This is a genomic window from Parabacteroides sp. AM08-6, from assembly GCF_003473295.1.
Lineage (GTDB): Bacteria > Bacteroidota > Bacteroidia > Bacteroidales > Tannerellaceae > Parabacteroides.
On record NZ_QRMP01000002.1, the window covers coordinates 390,648 to 410,822 of the forward strand.

Below are 20,175 nucleotides of genomic sequence, written 5' to 3' on the forward strand. Positions count from 1 at the left end.
GCTATTCAATTCGTTCGATTGTGATTTCCGGAAATGCTTCGGCAAAGAGAATTACCGGACTTGCATCGGAATATTTTTTAGCTTTGACAACGATGGATATAGAATAAGTGTTTGACTCTGTATGACTTAGTTTTTTCAACTCGTATGATGTCAGCAGATAACCGTGATGATTGAAGACAGAGATGATTTTTTTAATAATATCTTTGTCTGTAGTGGAAAAAACAATCAATGAACTTTTCATCCCAACACTTTTAAAGATGAAACTCAGAACTTCCAGCCCGATAAGTGTGAGTATGGTTGCGGCAGTACTAATACCATACATCCCGGCTCCGCATGCCAGACCGATACCGGCAGTTGCCCAAATACCGGCAGCCGTGGTCAGTCCGCGTACAAATTGTTTTTGTATAATGATAGTACCGGCTCCGATAAAACCAATACCGCTTACTACCTGTGCCGCCACACGGCTAGGGTCTAGTGTCACACTGTTTTCCTGAATGATTTGCTGGAAACCATATTGGGAAACAATCATAATCAAGGCACTGCCCAACGATACCAGGAAATGAGTCCTGTAGCCGGCCTCTTTAGCCCTGTATTCCCGGTCTAACCCAATGATAGCTCCAAGAATTCCTGCCACGAATAACCGTAAAATAAAATCCCATATCATCATAGTAATTGCTTTATTTAGTTTAGAAGCTGAAATATAGCAACAATTTATGAGGATATGGGATTTTTTATCTGTTTTCTTTATGTCAGATACCCAGAATTACGTTCTGCAAGATATAAACAGTTGCCCCCGATAAATACCCCGCCAGTGCCAATAACGAAATATGTTTCAGATACCACAGGAAATTGATACGTTCCAATCCCATGACAACCACTCCGGCAGCAGAACCGATAATCAACATACTACCACCTGTTCCGGCACAATAAGCAAGGAATTGCCAAAATACACCGTCTTGTACGAAATGTGATAAATAAGCGGGATCGGCAGCTGCAGCAAGCATTGCATCCGAAGCAACCGGATACATGCCGATGGCACCGGCTACCAGCGGAACATTATCCACTACAGCCGACAGGGTTCCGATAATCAAATTGACCGCATATACGTTTCCGATTGTATCGTCCAGCCAAACGGAAAAATTACTTAAAATGCCTCCACAACGTAAAGCATCTACAGCCAGTAGTATACCGAGGAAAAACATCAGAGTTGCCCCATCTATGCGGCTAACTACTTTGGCTAAACGTAATTTCACATCCTCATTGATATGTGTGCGTCTGTACATCAGTTCTGTGAATATCCATAGAATACCGACTCCCGTTAAAATCCCCATGAATGGAGGAAGATGGGTTATTGTTTTGAATACCGGAACAAAAAGCAGGCAGAACAACCCGATGCCTAGGATAGCCAGCTTTTCCTTGGATTTTAATACTTTGATTAAAAGATTATCTTTGTTTTCCTCAAATACATTTGGCGGTGTAACGCTTCCATGGAGATGACGTGAAATAATCAGTACCGGAACGAATGCCGAAACTAAACTGGGCAGGAACAAGTGAGGAATAGTTGCCGCAGTGGAAATATTTCCCCGTACCCAGAGCATAATGGTAGTCACATCGCCAATAGGTGACCAAGCTCCACCGCTGTTGGCTGCAATAACGATGATACTGCCGAAAATCCAGCGCTCTTTATAATTGCCGATAAGCTTACGTATCAGCATAATCATTACAATAGATGTTGTCAGGTTATCTAATACCGCTGACATGAAAAATGTAATAGCCGTAATGACAAATAGTAATTTACGCTTGTCATTAGTAGTAATCCTGTTCGTAATGAACATGAATCCTCCGTGCGAGTCGATAAGCTCCACAGTAATCATAGCCCCAATCAGGAATATCAGTGTTTCGGCTATTTCTCCGATGCTGTCGAGTATTTGATAATTTGTAACGAATTGTATGCACTGTTCGGCATACGGTAAATCCCTTATATTGGGAAACGCTTCTAAAAAAAGCTTGAATTCCTCTGCTGAAGCATTTGGTATGAATTGAGGAGAACCAAATGTGTACAATATCCAAAGGATGGTCCCTGTAAGTAGAGCTGTCCCAGCTTTATTGATTTTCAGAGGGTGTTCCAGTGCGATAAGTAAATATCCTACCAGAAAAATGAGAACCATTGTAGTTGACATGATATTTGTATTTTTCTATTGAGTCTGCAAAATTATCAAATAATATGAAACAAACACATTTGTGTAGTAGCTTTTTCCGCTTCATTTTCGAATGAAGTTGTTTGTCAATCGTTTTATCTGTTTTTTATTTGTGTAGGGTAAAAATCCCCTTATTAAGCCTTACTCTGTGAAGAGAAAAGGGAAATAAGGGGATTATTGTGTGAAGTTTCAGTATATATGAATAGTTCGCCTTAATTATTTTAATAGCATCTCCATTCTATAAAATCTGTTCTTCAAGAATCTGATTCTGATACGTTGTTTTGTTATTGTGTTTTAATCTTGAAATCTTTAATCGTTTGATTGCCGGCTTTATCAGAAGCTTTGATTCTGATTGTTGTTTCTGAAGTAATGCCGGAAATAACAAAACTTAATTCATAAACGTTTGGGTTGCTTGTGAATTCGGAGTAAGTTTCTAACAAATCTTCGTTATTTGCGTTGACTTTTAGTAGTTGAATACTACTTAATCCGTTTGGAGAACTAACGCGGGCTCGTATAGTCCATTCGGTTATCCCGGCTTGAAGTGTTATTTCTTGTGCATCCGGACTCACTTGCCATTTTTCGCCGCTTGTTCCCATTTCCAACCGTTTATAAAGAATTTCTGGAGGAAATTTTGCAAACATATTTTCTTCTTTATCACATCCGGTTAATATGGTAAAGATAAAGAGTACAAAAAGAAAATTAATTATCTTGTTTGTTTTCATAATCTATATTATTAAATTAATAGAGTTATTACCAGCCTGGATTTTGTTCCAGATTTTCATTGTTATTTATTTCTCCTTGAGGAATTGGCAATAAATGATCTTTGGCTTGGAAAAGACGTCTTTCCCATGGTATTATTTTGTATGTGATTGTTCCGTCATCATTCAATATAACATCATGAGCATAAATTGTTTTTTGTGTCTCTTCACCAATTTTCCATCTACGAATATCATAGAAGCGATTATCTTCGAATGCCAATTCTATTGTTCTTTCGTTTCGAATGAATTTACGCATTTGTTTTTTACTGGTTATACTCCAGCCATTTCTTTGGAAAGTTGTTCTAACGTCAGGCATATCAGCCCTTTCCCTGATTTTATCCAATTGTTCGATTACCTTGGAACGATCTGCTCCATCTTCCAGATATTCATTTTCAGCCTCTGCGTAAGCTAATATGAATTCAACATAACGCATCAATGGATAGCGATGACTGGTAGTACCTTGTATACCGGAATTATTACGTGTAATAGCCTTCGGGTTTAAAAACTTGCGAAGGAATAATCCGGTGTTGGCATACCCTACCTGATATTCGGAACCTTTTCGTCCGTCTTCAGCTCTCCAAACATTAATTGTCAGGTTGGAGAATTTGGCTCCTTGATAATAAAGAGAGTGATAAAAACGGGAATCGCGGTTATCATAAGGTTTCTGCGGATCAAAGCCGGAAGCCGGATTGATTTCAAATTCACCGTTAGAGTCAAGTAAAGGAACTCCATAATCGTCTGTTTTGTAGACGGGAATACCCTCTTTCGTTTCAAAGATAGCTGCATAATTATAGGTCGGAAGCGTGTATGAGGCATCTCCTCCGGTATTGAAAGAACCGGGAAGTTGCCATTTTTCCAATTCATTGGTATTACCTTTGTATGGGTTGGCTATGAAAACTTCAGTATTATAATCTGTCACAAAGACATTAAACCATCCCATCGCTTTCCAAGAACCCGGATAAGACGCTTGGGGAAAGAAATTACTGTTTTCAGTTTTTACGACTAACTTATAATAAGAATCATTTGTCAAAACATCCATTGCTGCATCAGCAGCATCTTTCCAATGCTGTTTATCGTAACTTCCCCAACTGTAAGGCATATCGGAAGTCGTAGCGTTACCTAAAGCATCTACATTATTGTTGAACAAAGGACTTGCTATATGGAGCAGAAAACGGGCTTTTATCCCTTTTGCGATTGTACTGGTAGCTCTCGGATAATCCATACCTGTTTGCCTGGATACCAAATGAGCGGCGGCTTTATCACATTCTTCAACAATAAACTCTTTCATTTCCTGCAGAGTGGCTCTGGGTGTGTAAAGTTCCGGCGAATTAATATCTAACGTTTTAGTTATTAAAGGAACTCCCCCGTAACACCTTACTAATTCGGAATAAAAGTAAGCTCTTAAACAAACTGCTTCATATTTTCGTTGCTCCCGAATAGAATCATTTAAGATTGAACCTAGGATAGTTGCTTCCGGGTCTGCCGGAACATCCTCAATATGTTCCAAAAACTTATTGCATGCACGAATAGCAGCATAATAATCAGCCCATCGATTAAGCCGGTCCGGAATATCCGATGCATTATAAGCTCCTGTGTGGACAGTATTCACCCATCCCCACCAAGGGCGGGATTCTCCGATGTCTGTTGCTGCGTCCAGATATACGTTTTCAAGCCATCCGTTAGGCATTCTTCTATAAATATCAGTGAGGAACTGCCCGGTATAACCGGCATTACTAAAAACACGCTCCTCATTCAATTCTCCCGATTCCGCTTTATCCAATAATCCGGAACCATCATCTGCACAAGATGTTAGATTGAAAATGAGAATGCAGCAAGCTATAAGTTGATTTATATGAATAAATATCTTTTTCATTATCTTATCCATTTATTAAATTAGAAATTAACATTAATACCGATATTCCAGTTTCTTGTCTGAGGATATTGGTTTCCATCGCTTGAAGGAGATTCCGGGTCCCAGTTCATTACATGGTCGACTGTCATCAAATTTGTCCCGTTGGCAAAGATGCGTAGCTTCTTGATATGTACTTTGCTTAAAAGGGATTTGGGAAGGCTATATCCGATTTCCAGATTTTTCAGACGGAAATAATTTCGAGAGTATAACCAACGTGTTGATTTTACATGGTTGTTAGGATTATCAGAAGCATGTAATCTGGGATAAGTTGCTGTTTCCCAACTAGCCGGATCTTCCGGATTGTACCGGCCTAAATGATGTTCCATGACTTTGCCGTTTGCTCTGAATTCCCAGATGGCATCTTCATTAAAATAGATATCAGCGTTGCCTGCCCCTTGAAATAAGATGTTAACATCGAAATTGTTCCAGTCGGCTCCTAAGGTGATACCATAATTTATTTCCGGAACTAATCCCTTGCCTATAGCACCTATATCGTAGCTATTGATAACACCGTCGTTATTCAAGTCTTTATATTTACAGTCGCCAGGGTATACAACTCCCATGGTTGGAACAGGAATTCCATCTTTCAAGACAGGAAAACCACCTACTAACGATAATTCTCCATTGGCATCCAGAACAAAATCTTCTTTTTGGTATAATCCGATATCTGTATATCCGAAATGTTGTCCTAAGCGTTTTCCTTCTTTTTTTTGCCAATCATATTTTTTCCCTTCTTCATCAATACGGATTATTTTATTACGGGCAAATGTCATATTTCCCTTGATGAAATACTTTACTTTTCCGGCGGTTCCATTGTAAGATACTTCAAAATCAATACCTTTATTTGTTACCCTGCCAATGTTTTGTGGAGGTAATCCCTGATAATCATCTCGTTCGCTGGATTGTGGCTTATTCATACCCAATACTAAAGGAATAGAGTATGGAATAGCTAAAATATCCGTACGATTCTCATGGAAATAATCAGCAGTTAACGATAACTTGTTATCAAAGAATTTGGCATCGAATCCGATATTTGTTTTCCGGGCACGTTCCCAACCTACCTTATCGTTACCTAATTGTCCTTCAATTAGTCCGCGTTTGTCGGCGGCATTAAGGCCTGTATAGGTTTGCCCCCAATTCCAATGATATTTCTGGCTGTCTTTTACCTGTTTGTAAACTTGTTCGTATAAGTATTTAAAATTACCGATTTTGTCATTACCGATTTCTCCGTATGAACCACGTAACTTCAAATAAGAGAGGATTTTGTTGCCTTTCAGGAAAGATTCTTCTGAAACTACCCATCCTAATGACAGGGCAGGGAAGAAACCGTAACGATGATCTTTCGAAAATTGCATGGAACCGTTATAACCTGCATTTACTTCAAACAAGTAACGTTGTTTAAAACTGTAGGTGGCACGTCCTACCCATCCTAAATAACCTGTTGGAATATTCCATTGGTCATAATTTTGGATTTGTTGATAGAGAACCATTGCTGTTACAGCATGCTCGTTGAATGTACGGTTATAATTAAGTGCAGCTTCGAAAGATACACGTCGGCTAGCCGGACCTTTTCCGGTTGAAATGGATATGTCCTGTCTATCCCGGTTTTTTGTATAGACTCCAAAACGGTCATATTGATACAATTCCGGTTTGGTGGATATATCCCTTCTAGATTCAAATGAACTATTATAACCGACTAAAGCTCTAAATGACAATCCTTTTGTGACATAATCCATCTTTTCGTTTAGTTTGAAAGCTCCTTCCAAGACATTTTTGTTCCTTCTTCGATTTCCGTATAAAGTCACCAAAGCGAATGGTGCTAATCGGGTTTCATCGGAACGACCTCCAATGGAGCCATCCGGGTTAACATAGGGTTGCCAGTTGGGTGGAAGGCGACGAATTTTGTCAAAAATATCTGAATCAAAGTTCGGTTGTTTTCTTAATTCCAGACGTCCGGTCAAGTCCACACCAATGGATAAGTTTTTTGTGACATTGAAATCCAAATTAGACCTGAAAGCATAGCGATCATATTGGGTGTCTGTATTATAATCCTGGTTTTCAAAATGTTTATATAGCCCTTCCTGTAAAGAAATGTTAGCTGAAATGAAATATTTCATGAAGTCATTTCCTCCTGAAGTACTAGCGTTGATTTTATGTTGTAAAGCGGTATTACGAATAAAATCTTTGTAATAATCGTTATCCGGGTGAGTATAAGGCGAATCATGTAACAGATAATGTTGCAAATCTTCATCTGTATATTCCTTGGGTTTACCGTCATTAGTCAATGCTTCGTTCATTAAAGTTGCATATCCGTATGAATTTAGATATTTAGGTGTACGGATTGGTTGCCGGATTGCACTTTGTACTGAAATATTGAAAGTTGGTGTTCCCACTTTTCCTCGCTTTGTTGTAATCAAAATTACACCGTTTGCTCCACGTACTCCATATACGGCTGTCGCTGAGGCGTCTTTTAAAACGGAAAAACTTTCGATATCTTCCGGGTCTATTTGTTTCCAATCGCGTTCGATACCATCGACCAATACCAAAGGATCCGTAGAATTCGTTGTTGCTTGACCGCGAATATAAATTTTAGAATCATCGGAACCGGGTTTGCCACTTCCCATAACAGTAATTACACCGGCAACACGTCCTGCTATGGCATTTGTCAGATTGGGAACAGAGGCTTGCTGCAAATCTTCCGATTTAACTTGGGTGATAGCACCGACTACACTAGCTTTTTTCTGTGTGCCGTATCCGACAATTACAACATCATCCAATTCTGTAGCATCAACTTCTAATTGTAATTTGTAAGAAGTAGTTGAACTTATTTTTATGTGTAAAGGCTTATATCCGATAAAGGTAACAGTAAAATAATTACTTTTTCCTGTTAGATTCAATTGGAATCTGCCCTCTGCATCTGTTGAAACTCCATTTGTCGTTTTATCTTCTACTACATTTGCCCCGAATACAGGCTCATTCAATTCATCAACAACTACTCCGGTAATTGTTTTTTCTTGTGCCCAGCCGGAAATAGCCATTGTAGATAATAAAATGATAATGAATAATATTTTATTTTTCATACTCTTATTTTTTAGTTGTTAACAAAGTCTACCACTCAGGATTTTGAACCATATTGATATTTCGATTTATTTCAACCTGCGGGATAGGGAAGAAATAATGTTTACGTTCGAATATCTTGTTTTCCACAATTATAGTCGGATCATAAACAGGTTTACCATCTTCTATAGTGATTTTACATCCCCGAATATATTGTGGCAAACTTTCAATAAGCATCCAGCGTCTGATATCATAATATCGTTGATTTTCGAAAGCCATTTCAATTTGTCTTTCATGATAGATAAATTCACGTAAAGATTCTTTTGAAATAGATTTACCTCTGTTTTTAAATGTTGTTGCGACGTCCGGCATACCAGAACGTTCTCGGATTTGATTTAATGCCTCAATAGGGGTAATGGGACGTGAAGCTCCATTAACCACAAAATTAGGTCCTCCATATTCGTTGGCTGCTTCAGCATAATTCAACAAAACTTCAGCGTATCTCATATCCATCCATACATGGTAAGCTCCTCCTGATTTGGCATCAGGTTTACATTTTTCATAATCCATGAATTTATACAGATAATAAGATGTTTCAGTTGCTGTATTTCCGGTTGCATTTTTACCACCTGTGTATGTTTGGAAGGTATAATTGCTGGCATTGGCAAACTTGTTGTAATGAGCGCCATTATAGATGATGCTGGCATAAAAACGAGGATCTCTGTTTTCATATGGAGTAGCCGCTTTTTCCGGATCATTCCAGTCGAACAATGTTCCGTCACTCATTTCATAGGCATCAACTAAGTCTTGGGAAGGACATGTTCCTCCTTTCGAATTGGTGAAACCAGCCGGGAAATTATCGTTCTCTGTATCTCTGTTGGTTCCTCTGATACGTCCGAATATAAATTCATGATTATTATGTCCGGAGCCCCATTCATTAAATAATCTTTTATAGTTTTCCTGGCCATTGGTCCCATTGGTATAAAGAGTATACCAGTTCAGGTCGATTACTTTTTGAGCAGCCTCGGCTGCCAGTTTCCATCTGTTGGCATCATAAGTCCCATAACAGATTAAAGGGTTTCCGGAACCATCCATTCCAGGACCATTGTATAATTTACTGGCTGCATATAATAAAACTCTGGCTTTGTAAGCATAACAAGCACCTCGGTCAGCACGGCCTATTTCCCATGAATCGAGATACGGATCTTCCGGCAATAATTCGATAGCTTGATCAAATTCATTGCAGATGAAGTTAACCGTTTCTTCCAATGTGTTTCTTGAAATTTGTACATCATCGCTTGCTTCAAAAGCTTTATCGACAATTGGTATGCCTCCCCATTTCTGAAACAGATGAAAATGTTGTAATCCTCGTAGGAAATGAGCTTCACCTTTGAGGCGATTTTTAAATCGTTGCGAGCATGTAGCCGGTAATAAATCAAGATATTTTATAGCTGTGTTAGATTTTCTGACTCCATGGTAACCGCCCCATTTCATCCAACTGCCGATTTCTCCGGCACCGTCACTAGACCTGTAAAATTGCATATTACTAGGTCCCCAGTTTCCGGCACTCATTTTGGAAGCTGTAGATGGGGATGTTTTGTTACTTTGGACATGCATAGCTTCGTCACAAGCGGAGGCTAGCATTGCGTTCCCCGCCAACCAGTTAAAACTGCTGGAGACATCGGACGGTTGTTCTGTATAAGCATTATTTATAAAATATTCAGCTCTGGCAGAATCGCTGAATACAGTTTGGGCCGAATTAAATTCGATAGGTACAGCATAGAATGGGTCTTCGGCACAAGAACCTAAAATACTCAATACGATAATTGCTGTAATATAAAGTGAACTATACTTTTTCATTTTCATTTATGATATCAGAATGAAACGTTAACACCAAAATTTACCATTTTCATAATCGGATACTGTATGTAGCTACCATTTTTAGCTTCTGTATCCGTCAGGTCAGTGGATTGCCAAGTCAATATGTTGTAGGCATTTACATACAAACGTAAATTGTTGACTATTCCTTTCGACCATGCAACCGGGATAGAATATCCAAGTTCGATATGTTTCAAACGCACCTGAGCCATTGATTTTCTCCAATAAGATGAACTGTGATGATTTCCTTCTACGTTTGATAAGCTTAAACGTGGGTAAGTTGCATTTGCCCAACTGGAAGGATCGTCCGGATTGAAACGCCCGAGATGATGTTCACGAACAGTACCATTATTTTGGAATTCCCAGATAGATTCTCCCGTGATATTATTCCAACCTCCGTTTTGACCGGTAAATAAGACTGAAAAATCAAAATTTTTCCAACTTAAATCCAGTTTGCTACCCCATTGCATATTCAAATCGGCGTTTGGACCCAAATAAACTTCGTCATAATTGTCGATGACACCATCTCCATTAACATCCTTGTATTTAATATCACCAGGAGATACTATTTTTGAATATGTTTGCTTAGGACTATTGTCTATTTCCTCCTGACTTTGGAATAAACCTAAAGCAATAAGTCCCCATTGAGAATCAAGTGGTTTGCCAGTCCTTTGTTGATAAGAATAAGCCTTTTTTTCTTCTCCCATTTCCTGAATTTCATTATCAGCTCTCGTATAGATAAAAGAAAGACCATAATTAAAATCACCGATATGGTCATTCCAAGATAAAGAGAGGTCGAAGCCTTTATTTTTAACTTTTCCAATGGGAAAATCAGGGAAACGAATCCCCATGATATATGGTAATGCCGGAGCGCACATGATATCCCGGTTCTTTTCGTAGAAATAATCACCGGTAAAACTTAGGCGATCATTAAATAAACGAACATCCAGACCTACATCATATTTGCGGGCTTTTTCCCATGTTACATTATTTAGGGCGAATGCTCCTTCATTCCAACCGCTTTGTCCGGTAGCAGTCGGACCGAAAGCCGGACCGGAAGAGGATGCGAATTGTTGATACCAGAGGAAATATCCACCCGTGTCATCCCAGCCGGTTTCTCCTCCGGATGCCCGTAATTTTAAAAAACTGATAATTGGGTTCTCTTTCAAGAAATCTTCATTTGAAGCAACCCATCCTAAAGACAAAGCGGGGAAAAAGCCATAGCGGTTGGATTTCAAGAATTGCTCGGACCCCATGATGCCCATATTGAAATCAGCTAAATATTTAGCTTTATATTGATAGGAAACACGTGTGTCGTAGCCACGATAAACACGTGGTAAGTTTCTGTCGTTTTCCTGGCTTTTTTCCCGTTGATTGAATAATGCTTCTGCATAAAGATTATGATTTCCGAATGTTCTATTCCAGTCAAGACCGACACGATAATTCAGAATACGTTCGGAACCGGGGTAATCTCCTCCACTGCTCATTTGGGTATCGCTTCCGGTTTCAATGTATTTTAGAGAACCGTCCTGTTGCAATTTTGCTTCTCCGTTTTTATCTGCATCTATGCTATAAACTTTGAAATTTTTACTACGGTTGGTATTCATCTCATACCAGCTGTCAAATGCAAATTCAGCACGGACATTCAATCCTTTAGTTATGAAATCAAGCTGATGATTCAATTTTAATGTTGCGGTCATATTACGAACCAAAGATTTGGAATAACCGGAACGATTTAATAATCCGTAGACATTTTTAGTATAGTCTTTTGAACCTCCTAACATTTGCTTATTTGTTGTTTTATCTATATCCGGTTGGAATATCGGATAGGCATTAGGAGGGGTACAATACATGTTTCTGAATAAATCAGAGACGGAACTACCTCTGGCTCCCGGCCATATACGTTCTTCCTGTCGACCGGAAAGGTCCAGAGACATTACAAAACGCTTGGTTACATTTATATCGACGTTGGAGCGGATTGTAATAGCATTTTGTTCTGCATTCGTATTGTATGTATTTGCATTTTTATCGATGTTATACATACCGGAATTGTTTGTATAACCTGCAGAAACGAAGAATTTGGCAAATTTGTTTCCCCCGTCAACACTCACACTATAACGTTGTTGCCAGGTTACATTTTTAGTAAACATTTCGTAGTAGTTGTTGTTGGGAAATAGGTATTTGTCATATTCATTCTCATAAATACCATTTCTGGCATTCATGTATTTATTCAAATGATTCTCCAGATATAATGGAGAGTTACCGTCATTCCTGCGTGCTTCATTATATAAAGTAGCATAATCGTAGGAATCCAATAATCTGGGTTCTGTGGTAGGCATTTTTAATCCACCTCGTATGTGTCCGTTCACACGAATCTTTCCTTCGCTACCTCTATTGGTTGTTACCTGTATAATCCCATTACTACCTCGTAGTCCATATCTGGCACATGTAGCGGCATCTTTCAGAACTGTGACTGCTTTGATTTCATTCGGATCAAGTAAATCCATGGAGCGTTCATATCCGTCAACCAAAATAATAGGATTTTTCCCACGCATGGTACGTTTTCCTCGCATAAAGATGTTTGCACCTTCGTCTCCGGGTTCTCCATTTGTTTGCATTATTAATAGTCCAGGTAATAAACCGGATATGCGGTTTTTATTGTTTACCACAGCTCTGGTTTCAATGTCTTTTCCATTAATTTGTGCATATGAACCAGTCATTAAATCTTTATTCTGAGAACCATAAAGTAAAAAAACTTCATCACTTATTTTATCACGTGAATCGATGTGCTTTAATTGAATATCGAGTGTAATCTGATTTTCTAAAAGCATTTCGGCTTGAATATAATCTTTATGGAAAAAAACAATAGTAGATTTTACAGGTGCAGCTATGAAAAATGAACCGTTTTCATCCGTAGTGGTTGAAATGGATTTATTTTTAACTGTTACGAGAACTCCTTTAATGGGTAGTCCTTCTTCGTTTGTTACAATACCTTCGACATTACGATTTTGGGTCGCTATGTTTTTCTCGTAGGTAGCAGAAAATATTTTAGGGGTATAACAAAGCATTCCTATAAGGAAGGCCATGATAGTAATCTTATGTAAGAAGATGAACGTATGTATGCATCTTCCATGTAAAGAATTTTTCATGTACTTATTGATTATTAATTATAATAATAGTTTTTAATGTTTATTTATCCGGTTTATTGATAGCCAGTAAAATAAAACTCTTCTCAGGATCCAAATCATATTTGGAAACGCTATTTATTCGTATAGGTAAAATGAATTTACTCCCTGCCGGTATCTGTGAAAGTTTAAGATTAACATTCAAATAACCATTCTCATGTCCTTTAGGAATAGTAACATTCCAGTTTTCAATGGAATAGTATTTTTCCGGTAGTTGTTGGTAAACAGATTGTGATACATTCTTCTTCTGTAAGGAAACGAGTGAATCTGTTGCTAATGAGAATTCGACTTTCAAATCTTCCGAGGGAGCAAGTGTGCCACCACAATAGGCCCCTAATAAAAATAGTGTATCACTGTTGAAATTGAAATTGGATATTTCAACAAAATTCACACTGTTTTTCACTAAAGGTACTGTTTGTAAGATGCTATTCTTTTCAACACAAAGTGGAATATAAACATTCATGTACTCTTCAATACGATCAATGTCTTTAGAATCATTACATGAGAATATACAGCAAATTATAGAAATAAATAATATTACTTTTTTCATTTTTTATCGATTTTTTTAAATTAGAAAAAGGTATAAAATGAAAAGCTAACAGTCTAAAATAGTTTGTTAGCCTCTCATCTTATTATAAATATTTAGATAATTCCCATCCTGGCTCATATGTTCTGCTCCACAAGTGTTCAGCTTCTGGATCATTTATTATATGTCCGTTGGAAGGATCTATATTCAAACGATGCCCCGTTCTCCATGCAATATTTCCTAATTGTACTAACAGAGTACTTTTATGTAATTCTTCAATATCTCCATGAGGTTTGGAGCCATTTCGAATAGCATCCAAAAAATCTGCAATATGAACAGCATCCAAGTTGGCGCTTGGGCTGGATGGGTCTCGTCCGTCTATGATATCTTTAGACGTTTTTTCTTCAACTAATTTGTTTTTTTGGTCAAAAATACGATAGCTGTTACCTCCGGTATCCATCATACCATTTTCGCCATAAAAAATGACGCCTCGGTCGCGACCTTCCGAATTAGCGGAATTACAGCTGCGGCCTTCCCATGTAACCAAGCAATTATTACCGAATTTAATGTTGATTAATTGGGTATCGGGGGTTTCCCAATCATCCATAAAACGATAACGTCCTCCTTCTGAACTGACATAAGTAGGATAATCAACACCAAGTCCCCACCTTATGACATCAATTTCATGTGTTCCATTGTTAAGTGCTTCTCCTGTTCCCCAATGCCAGAACCAATGCCAGTTGTAATGTATCAAATTACTTTTATAAGCTTTTCTTGGGGCCGGACCCTGCCATAAGTCAAAATCCAGTGTTGTAGGAACCGATATTTGTTTGCCGAAACCGATAGAGCCGCGATTATTGGTATACCAGGATTTAGCCATATAAACACGTCCGATAATGCCCTCGTGTAATTTCTGAATGCCCTCCATTAAAACGGGCCAAGAACGGCGTTGGGCACCAACCTGTACTATCCGGTTATACTTCCTGGCAGCTTTGATGCTTAATTCTCCTTCGTGTGGATTATGACTACAAGGTTTTTCGCAATAAACATGTTTTCCTGCCTGGCAGGCCATAATTGTAGCAGGTGCATGCCAATGGTCCGGAGCTGTGATTAACAGTCCGTCTACATCTTTATTCTCCAGAACTTTTCGAATGTCTTTTTCTGTTTTAGGATGTCCACCTGCTTCCTCTACATTTTTTACACCTTTAGCCAGTGCTTTTTCTTCAACATCGCACACAATAATAACATCAACATTTTTTTGTTTGGCAAATTGCTTAGCCATGCCGGCGCCTCTGCCGTTTGTTCCCATTACAGCCATGTTGATTTTTTCGTTTGCCCCGACAATGTTTGCATAACTTTTTGCACTAGTTGCGCCAAATGATAAACCACCTATCGACAATCCTATTCCGGAAGCTGCCGCTTTTTTAATAAACTCTCTTCTGTTTGTCATGTGATACTTGATTTAAAGTTGTTATAGTTCTCTGATTTTTATGTTTTTGAATGAAACAATATCTCCGTGGTCTTGTAAAAGAATATACCCCTTTTCTACGTCTCCGAACATAGGATTACACTCTTTGTATTTACTTTTTAAAAATGTTTCTTTGTATTCTTTACTTGCTCGATCGAATGATAAGACTTTCTTTCCGTTCAGATAATGTTCTACTTTTGTTCCTTTTGAGACAATTCGAGCTCGATTCCATTCTCCGACCGGTTTAGCCTTCGTGTTTTTGGCTGGGAACATGTCATAGAGGGTTGCTAATTTGCGATTCCCATTTATTCCTAGTTTAGCATCGGGATGGTTCTGGTCATCAATAATCTGATATTCTAGACCTAACCAACCACCTTTTGAGTATTTAGTGAAAAAATATTTGATACCGCTATTGGCTCCTTTTGTTATTTTAAAATCTACAATTAATTCGAAATCTGAGAATTGTTTGCTCGTGATTATATCCCCTCCTCGCTTGTTTCCTTCTTTTTTCACTGTTAATACACCATTGCTTATAGACCATCCGTGATCTGGTGGTGTTGATTTACCAACAGAAGTCCATCCATTTAGATTTGAACCGTTAAACAAAAGCTCCCAGCCTTGTTTTTTCTCTTTTGTGGATAAAACATTGTCTTGAGCTATTAAACTATTACTGGCCCAAAACATACATAAAAATAAAAATAAGATGTTTTTCATACTTCCCATAATTGAATTAATTTAAAAATGTTGACTGTTTTATATTATTTTTTAGTTAACTCGCGTGGCTACCATAGTTCTGTTAGGACTAACCTCGTGTTTTCGCACACAAGGTATTTATTTTTATATTTGTTTTTTAACTATAAATAACAATATTCCGTTCTTTTAATTCTTAAAAAAACATCCGTTAACTATTGCATATCATAGTCCTAACAGAACTACAGTATTTTATTTAGTCCCATTACTGTTATCTTGTTTAAGATATTTAAAAAGAGAGAGGGAAATCATGAGGACTTCTCTTTGGTTATTATTTCGTATCTTTGTCCGGTATTCGTAACCTCACATGGGAGTTAAATAGAAGAAAATAAGATGATAAGTTACCTTCAGATAGATAAACTGACCAAAAGTTTCGGCGATTTGGTCCTTTTTGAAGACATTACATTCGGTATTGCTCAAGGACAGAAAGTCGGACTGATTGCGAAAAATGGAACAGGTAAAACTACTTTACTTAATATTATTGTTGGGAAAGAAGATTATGACAACGGGGCTGTGGTTTTCCGCAATGATTTACGGGTAGGATATTTAGAACAAACTCCGTATTATCCGGAGGGGTTGACAGTGTTGCAGGCTTGTTTCCATTCTACTAATGAAACAGTTCGTTTGATTGCCGAATATGAACAGGCAATGGTTAGTGACAATCATTCCGGTTTAGATGATATTCTTTTGCGTATGGATAATCTGAAAGCTTGGGATTACGAATTGCGTGCAAAACAAATTCTGGGTCAACTTAAAATCTATAATTATAATCAAAAGGTAGAAACCCTTTCCGGAGGACAATTGAAGCGAGTTGCCTTGGCAAATGTTTTGATAACGGACCCGGAACTGATAATTCTGGATGAACCTACCAACCACTTGGATTTGGAAATGACTGAATGGCTTGAGGGTTATTTGAGCCGTGCAAATATTAGCATTCTGATGGTAACGCATGATCGCTATTTTTTGGACCGCGTTTGTAGTGAAATTATAGAAATAGACCGAAAACAAATTTATCAATATAAAGGTAATTATAGCTATTATCTGGAAAAACGGCAAGAGCGTATGGAAGCCTTGAACGCGGAAGTAGACCGGGCCAGTAACTTGTTGCGAAAGGAGCTGGACTGGATGCGCCGTCAGCCGCAGGCACGTGGTACGAAAGCGAAATATCGTATCGATGCCTTTTATGAATTAGAAAAGAAAGCCAAGCAACCACATGATGCCGGAAATGTGAATTTGGATGTGAAAGCGTCGTATATAGGTTCTAAGATATTTGAGGCGGAACACGTCTCGAAATGTTTTGGGGATGTGAAGATTGTAGAAGATTTCAATTATATATTTGCCCGTTATGAAAAGATGGGCATTGTCGGTAATAACGGCACCGGAAAATCAACTTTTATTAAAATGCTGATGGGGGAAGTGGAGCCGGATAGCGGACATTTTGATGTAGGAGAAACGGTGCGTTTTGGTTATTATAGTCAGGATGGTCTTCAATTTGACGAACAGATGAAGGTTATTGATGTCGTACAAAATATAGCTGAATATGTGGACTTGGGCGATGGAAAGAAAATGAGTGTTTCTCAGTTCTTAAATTATTTCCTGTTTGCTCCTGAAAAACAACATAGTTATGTTTATAAATTGAGTGGAGGAGAAAAACGTCGTTTATATTTATGTACGATTCTGATGAAAAGTCCGAACTTCCTAGTGCTGGACGAGCCGACAAACGATTTGGATATTGTAACCCTGAATGTGCTGGAAGAATATTTGCGTAATTTTAAGGGGTGTGCCATTGTTGTTTCGCACGACCGTTATTTTATGGATAAGGTAGTCGATCATTTGTTGGTATTTCGTGGTAATGCGGATATAAAAGATTTTCCTGGAAACTATACACAATATCGCGACTGGAAAGAGGCACAGGATTTGTTGGAAAAAGAGGCGGAAGCAGTCCGTCGTCCTAAACAGCAGAGTTCACCGGAATCTTCTGGACAACAGGAAAAGGAACAAAAGAAAAAACTGTCTTTTAAGGAACGGAAAGAATTTGAGGCTCTGGAAGCCGAAATTCCGCTTTTGGAAGCAGAGAAAGCAGAACTGGAAACAGCGATGAGTAGCGGTACGCTCGGTAACGATGAATTATTGGCAAAATCAGAGCGTATTGCCCAAATTATAGATGAAATAGATGAAAAAACAATGCGTTGGCTTGAACTAAGCGAATTGGCTTAAATGGAACATCAAAAACCTATATTGTGGAACCGGAATTTTGTCCAGTGTTGCATCTCCTATTTCCTGATGAATTTCTCGTTTTATATGTTGATGCCGACAATGCCGGTCTATTTAGTGGAAGTGTTGGGGATTGATACGGCAAATGTCGGTATCGTATTATCCAGCTATACTATCGGACTATTGTGTGTACGACCTTTCTCCGGCTACTTGGTCGATTGTTTTTCACGCAAACCATTATATTTATATGCTTTTATGGTATTTGCCATTTTGTTTTCCGGCTATCTTTTTGCGGTAACAATGTTGGCAATAATGGTTGTACGTTTTTTGCAGGGGGGATTTATGGGGCTGACATCCGTCTCCGGTAATACAATTGCCATCGATGTTATACCTTCCGCTCGTCGTGGGGAAGGTATGGGATTTTACGGGTTGACTATTAATTTGGCTATGTCCTTAGCTCCATTGGCCGCTGTTGCACTTTATGCCCGGCTAGGGTTCCATCCGTTGGTGATGATGGCTTTGGCTGCAGCATCTATAGGAGTGGCTTCTGTCGGGTTGATTCGTTATCCGGAGCGGGAAAAGATGCCACGTCCGCATTTCTCTTTGGATCGTTTTATTCTATTGAAAGCCTTGCCGGCTGCTTTTTCCTATGTCTTGGTCGCGATTCCGTATGGAATGATTATTTCTTTTGTTGTACTGTATGGCAAGGAAATAAATGTGTCCAATCCTGGTTACTTCTTCGTTTATATGGCAATAGGTGTCGGAATATCCCGTTTGATTTCAGGGAGGTTGGTCGACCATGGAAAGATTCATCAGGTTGCTGTATCCTCAATGCTTTGCCTATTGGTCACCTTTATTGTATTTGCATTGTTACATAATGCATTTGTGTTTTTTGCATGTGCATTATTTATAGGTATCGGTTTCGGTGTCGGAGTTCCGGCATTTCAGTGCCTTTTTGTCAATGTGGCTCCTCACAGTATGCGTGGGACGGCTACTTCGACTTACCTTACTTCTTTCGATATGGGAGTCGGTATCGGAATGCTTTCTGCCGGTTTCATAGCTTCATGTCTGAGTCTTTCTGCTGCTTATCTGGCAGGAAGTGCCTGTTGTCTTCTTTCTTTACTTGTTTATTTCCGGTGGGTAAAACCGTCTTATGAGCGTAATCGGTTGATTTAGCAGTTACATACTAAATATCAATTGAAATTGAATAATTAATTTTTATATTTGCGCTGTTTTATAAAGTAACAATAACACAAATATGGAACAACAATTAAACCTGGCTTCTAATGCTACTTTAAAAAGGAACATCGTAGATTATACGCTTATTGTAGTCGGTGCTTTTTTTCAAGCTCTCAGTTATGTTCTTTTCCTCGCTCCCTACAAGATTGTACCGGGAGGCGTTTATGGTATTTCTATCGTATTGCATTATGTGACGAAAGGATTATTTCCATTAATGCCGGATGGTTTGCCGATGGGAGCTACAGCCCTTTGCTTTAATATACCGTTGATGATTTTGGCAATGAAGAAAATAGGCTTGGCTTCAGGGCCAAAGACTGTCGTTACATTTTTACTGATATCGATTTTTACAGATACATTGTCTTATATATTCAGCAACCAACCGTTAGTGGAAAACGATACTTTTATAGCCTGTTTTTATGGAGGGGCTATTCTGGGAATAGGTGTGACTTGCGTATTTCGTGCACAAAGTACCAGTGCAGGCACGGATGTTTTGGCACGCGTGCTTGCTAATAATTCAAACTTGAAGGTTAGCAATATGATTATTTTGCTTGATTCGGCGGTTGTTTTATTAGGGTTGATTGTTTTCCGGGATTGGGCTGTACCTTTGTATTCCTGGTTTACAATCTTTGTTTATGGTAAGATTGTCGAAATGTTCCAGACGGAAAACCCGAACCGGGCTGTTTTTATTGTTTCTAGAAAGACACAGGAAATTAAAGACCTGATTGTCGAAAAGATGGGAATGCGCGGGACTTTTCTGCATGGACGTGGAATGTATGAAGGAAAAGAAAAAGAAATCATTTTTACGATAGCTGAACGTAAAGACCTTCCCCGTCTGAAGAATGAAGTAAAAGAAATCGATCCGAACGCATTTATTTCGACAATGCACGCAAGTAAAGATTCTCCTCGGCCGGGTATTTAATCAAGTAAGAACTGAAAATTCTCAATAATTTCTTACCTTTGCTCCATTTTAAAAACAAACTGTAAAATATA

Annotated in this window: 13 protein-coding genes; 3 read left to right on the forward strand and 10 right to left on the reverse strand. The window is 38.5% G+C overall.

Annotated elements, in window-relative coordinates; translation table 11 throughout:
- Position 1 precedes the first annotated feature (1 nt).
- From DW103_RS03365 to DW103_RS03410, 10 genes are all read right to left on the reverse strand, one after another.
- On the reverse strand, positions 2–667 hold the full coding sequence (locus tag DW103_RS03365; protein WP_370453449.1) for an MgtC/SapB family protein: 666 nt from the start codon (positions 665–667) through the stop codon (positions 2–4).
- Positions 668–749: 82 nt separating this feature from the next.
- Complete coding sequence (gene nhaD / locus DW103_RS03370; RefSeq protein ID WP_122274235.1) at positions 750–2,180, reverse strand: sodium:proton antiporter NhaD; 1,431 nt, start codon at positions 2,178–2,180, stop codon at positions 750–752.
- 302 nt (positions 2,181–2,482) lie between these two features.
- Positions 2,483–2,920 (reverse strand): hypothetical protein, encoded by a 438-nt coding sequence (locus DW103_RS03375; protein WP_122274236.1) that lies wholly within the window; start codon positions 2,918–2,920, stop codon positions 2,483–2,485.
- Positions 2,921–2,948: 28 nt separating this feature from the next.
- Positions 2,949–4,829 carry a RagB/SusD family nutrient uptake outer membrane protein gene (locus DW103_RS03380; RefSeq protein ID WP_158576660.1) on the reverse strand — a complete coding sequence of 627 codons (1,881 nt, stop codon included), beginning with the start codon at positions 4,827–4,829 and terminating at the stop codon, positions 2,949–2,951.
- A 20-nt stretch (positions 4,830–4,849) separates the two neighbouring features.
- Positions 4,850–7,948 (reverse strand): TonB-dependent receptor, encoded by a 3,099-nt coding sequence (locus DW103_RS03385; protein WP_122274238.1) that lies wholly within the window; start codon positions 7,946–7,948, stop codon positions 4,850–4,852.
- 28 nt (positions 7,949–7,976) lie between these two features.
- Entirely contained in the window at positions 7,977–9,785 is a 1,809-nt protein-coding gene (locus DW103_RS03390) for a RagB/SusD family nutrient uptake outer membrane protein (RefSeq protein WP_158576661.1), read from the reverse strand.
- A gap of 14 nt (positions 9,786–9,799) precedes the next feature.
- Positions 9,800–12,889 carry a TonB-dependent receptor gene (locus tag DW103_RS03395; protein WP_158576662.1) on the reverse strand — a complete coding sequence of 1,030 codons (3,090 nt, stop codon included), beginning with the start codon at positions 12,887–12,889 and terminating at the stop codon, positions 9,800–9,802.
- Positions 12,890–12,992: 103 nt separating this feature from the next.
- Positions 12,993–13,538: a DUF1735 domain-containing protein gene (locus DW103_RS03400; protein ID WP_122274241.1), complete on the reverse strand. Its 546-nt coding sequence runs from the start codon at positions 13,536–13,538 to the stop codon at positions 12,993–12,995.
- 82 nt (positions 13,539–13,620) lie between these two features.
- Positions 13,621–14,964 (reverse strand): Gfo/Idh/MocA family protein, encoded by a 1,344-nt coding sequence (locus tag DW103_RS03405; protein WP_122274242.1) that lies wholly within the window; start codon positions 14,962–14,964, stop codon positions 13,621–13,623.
- 21 nt (positions 14,965–14,985) lie between these two features.
- Entirely contained in the window at positions 14,986–15,705 is a 720-nt protein-coding gene (locus DW103_RS03410) for a DUF1080 domain-containing protein (protein ID WP_233545591.1), read from the reverse strand.
- Positions 15,706–16,065: 360 nt separating this feature from the next.
- Here DW103_RS03410 and DW103_RS03415 point away from each other — a divergent pair, with 360 nt between their 5' ends.
- The 3 genes from DW103_RS03415 to DW103_RS03425 all read left to right on the forward strand — a co-directional run bounded on the left by DW103_RS03415 (position 16,066) and on the right by DW103_RS03425 (position 20,104).
- Positions 16,066–17,949: an ABC-F family ATP-binding cassette domain-containing protein gene (locus DW103_RS03415; protein WP_122274244.1), complete on the forward strand. Its 1,884-nt coding sequence runs from the start codon at positions 16,066–16,068 to the stop codon at positions 17,947–17,949.
- Entirely contained in the window at positions 17,950–19,122 is a 1,173-nt protein-coding gene (locus DW103_RS03420; protein WP_122274245.1) for an MFS transporter, read from the forward strand.
- 82 nt (positions 19,123–19,204) lie between these two features.
- Entirely contained in the window at positions 19,205–20,104 is a 900-nt protein-coding gene (locus DW103_RS03425) for a YitT family protein (RefSeq protein ID WP_122274246.1), read from the forward strand.
- Positions 20,105–20,175: the final 71 nt, after the last annotated feature.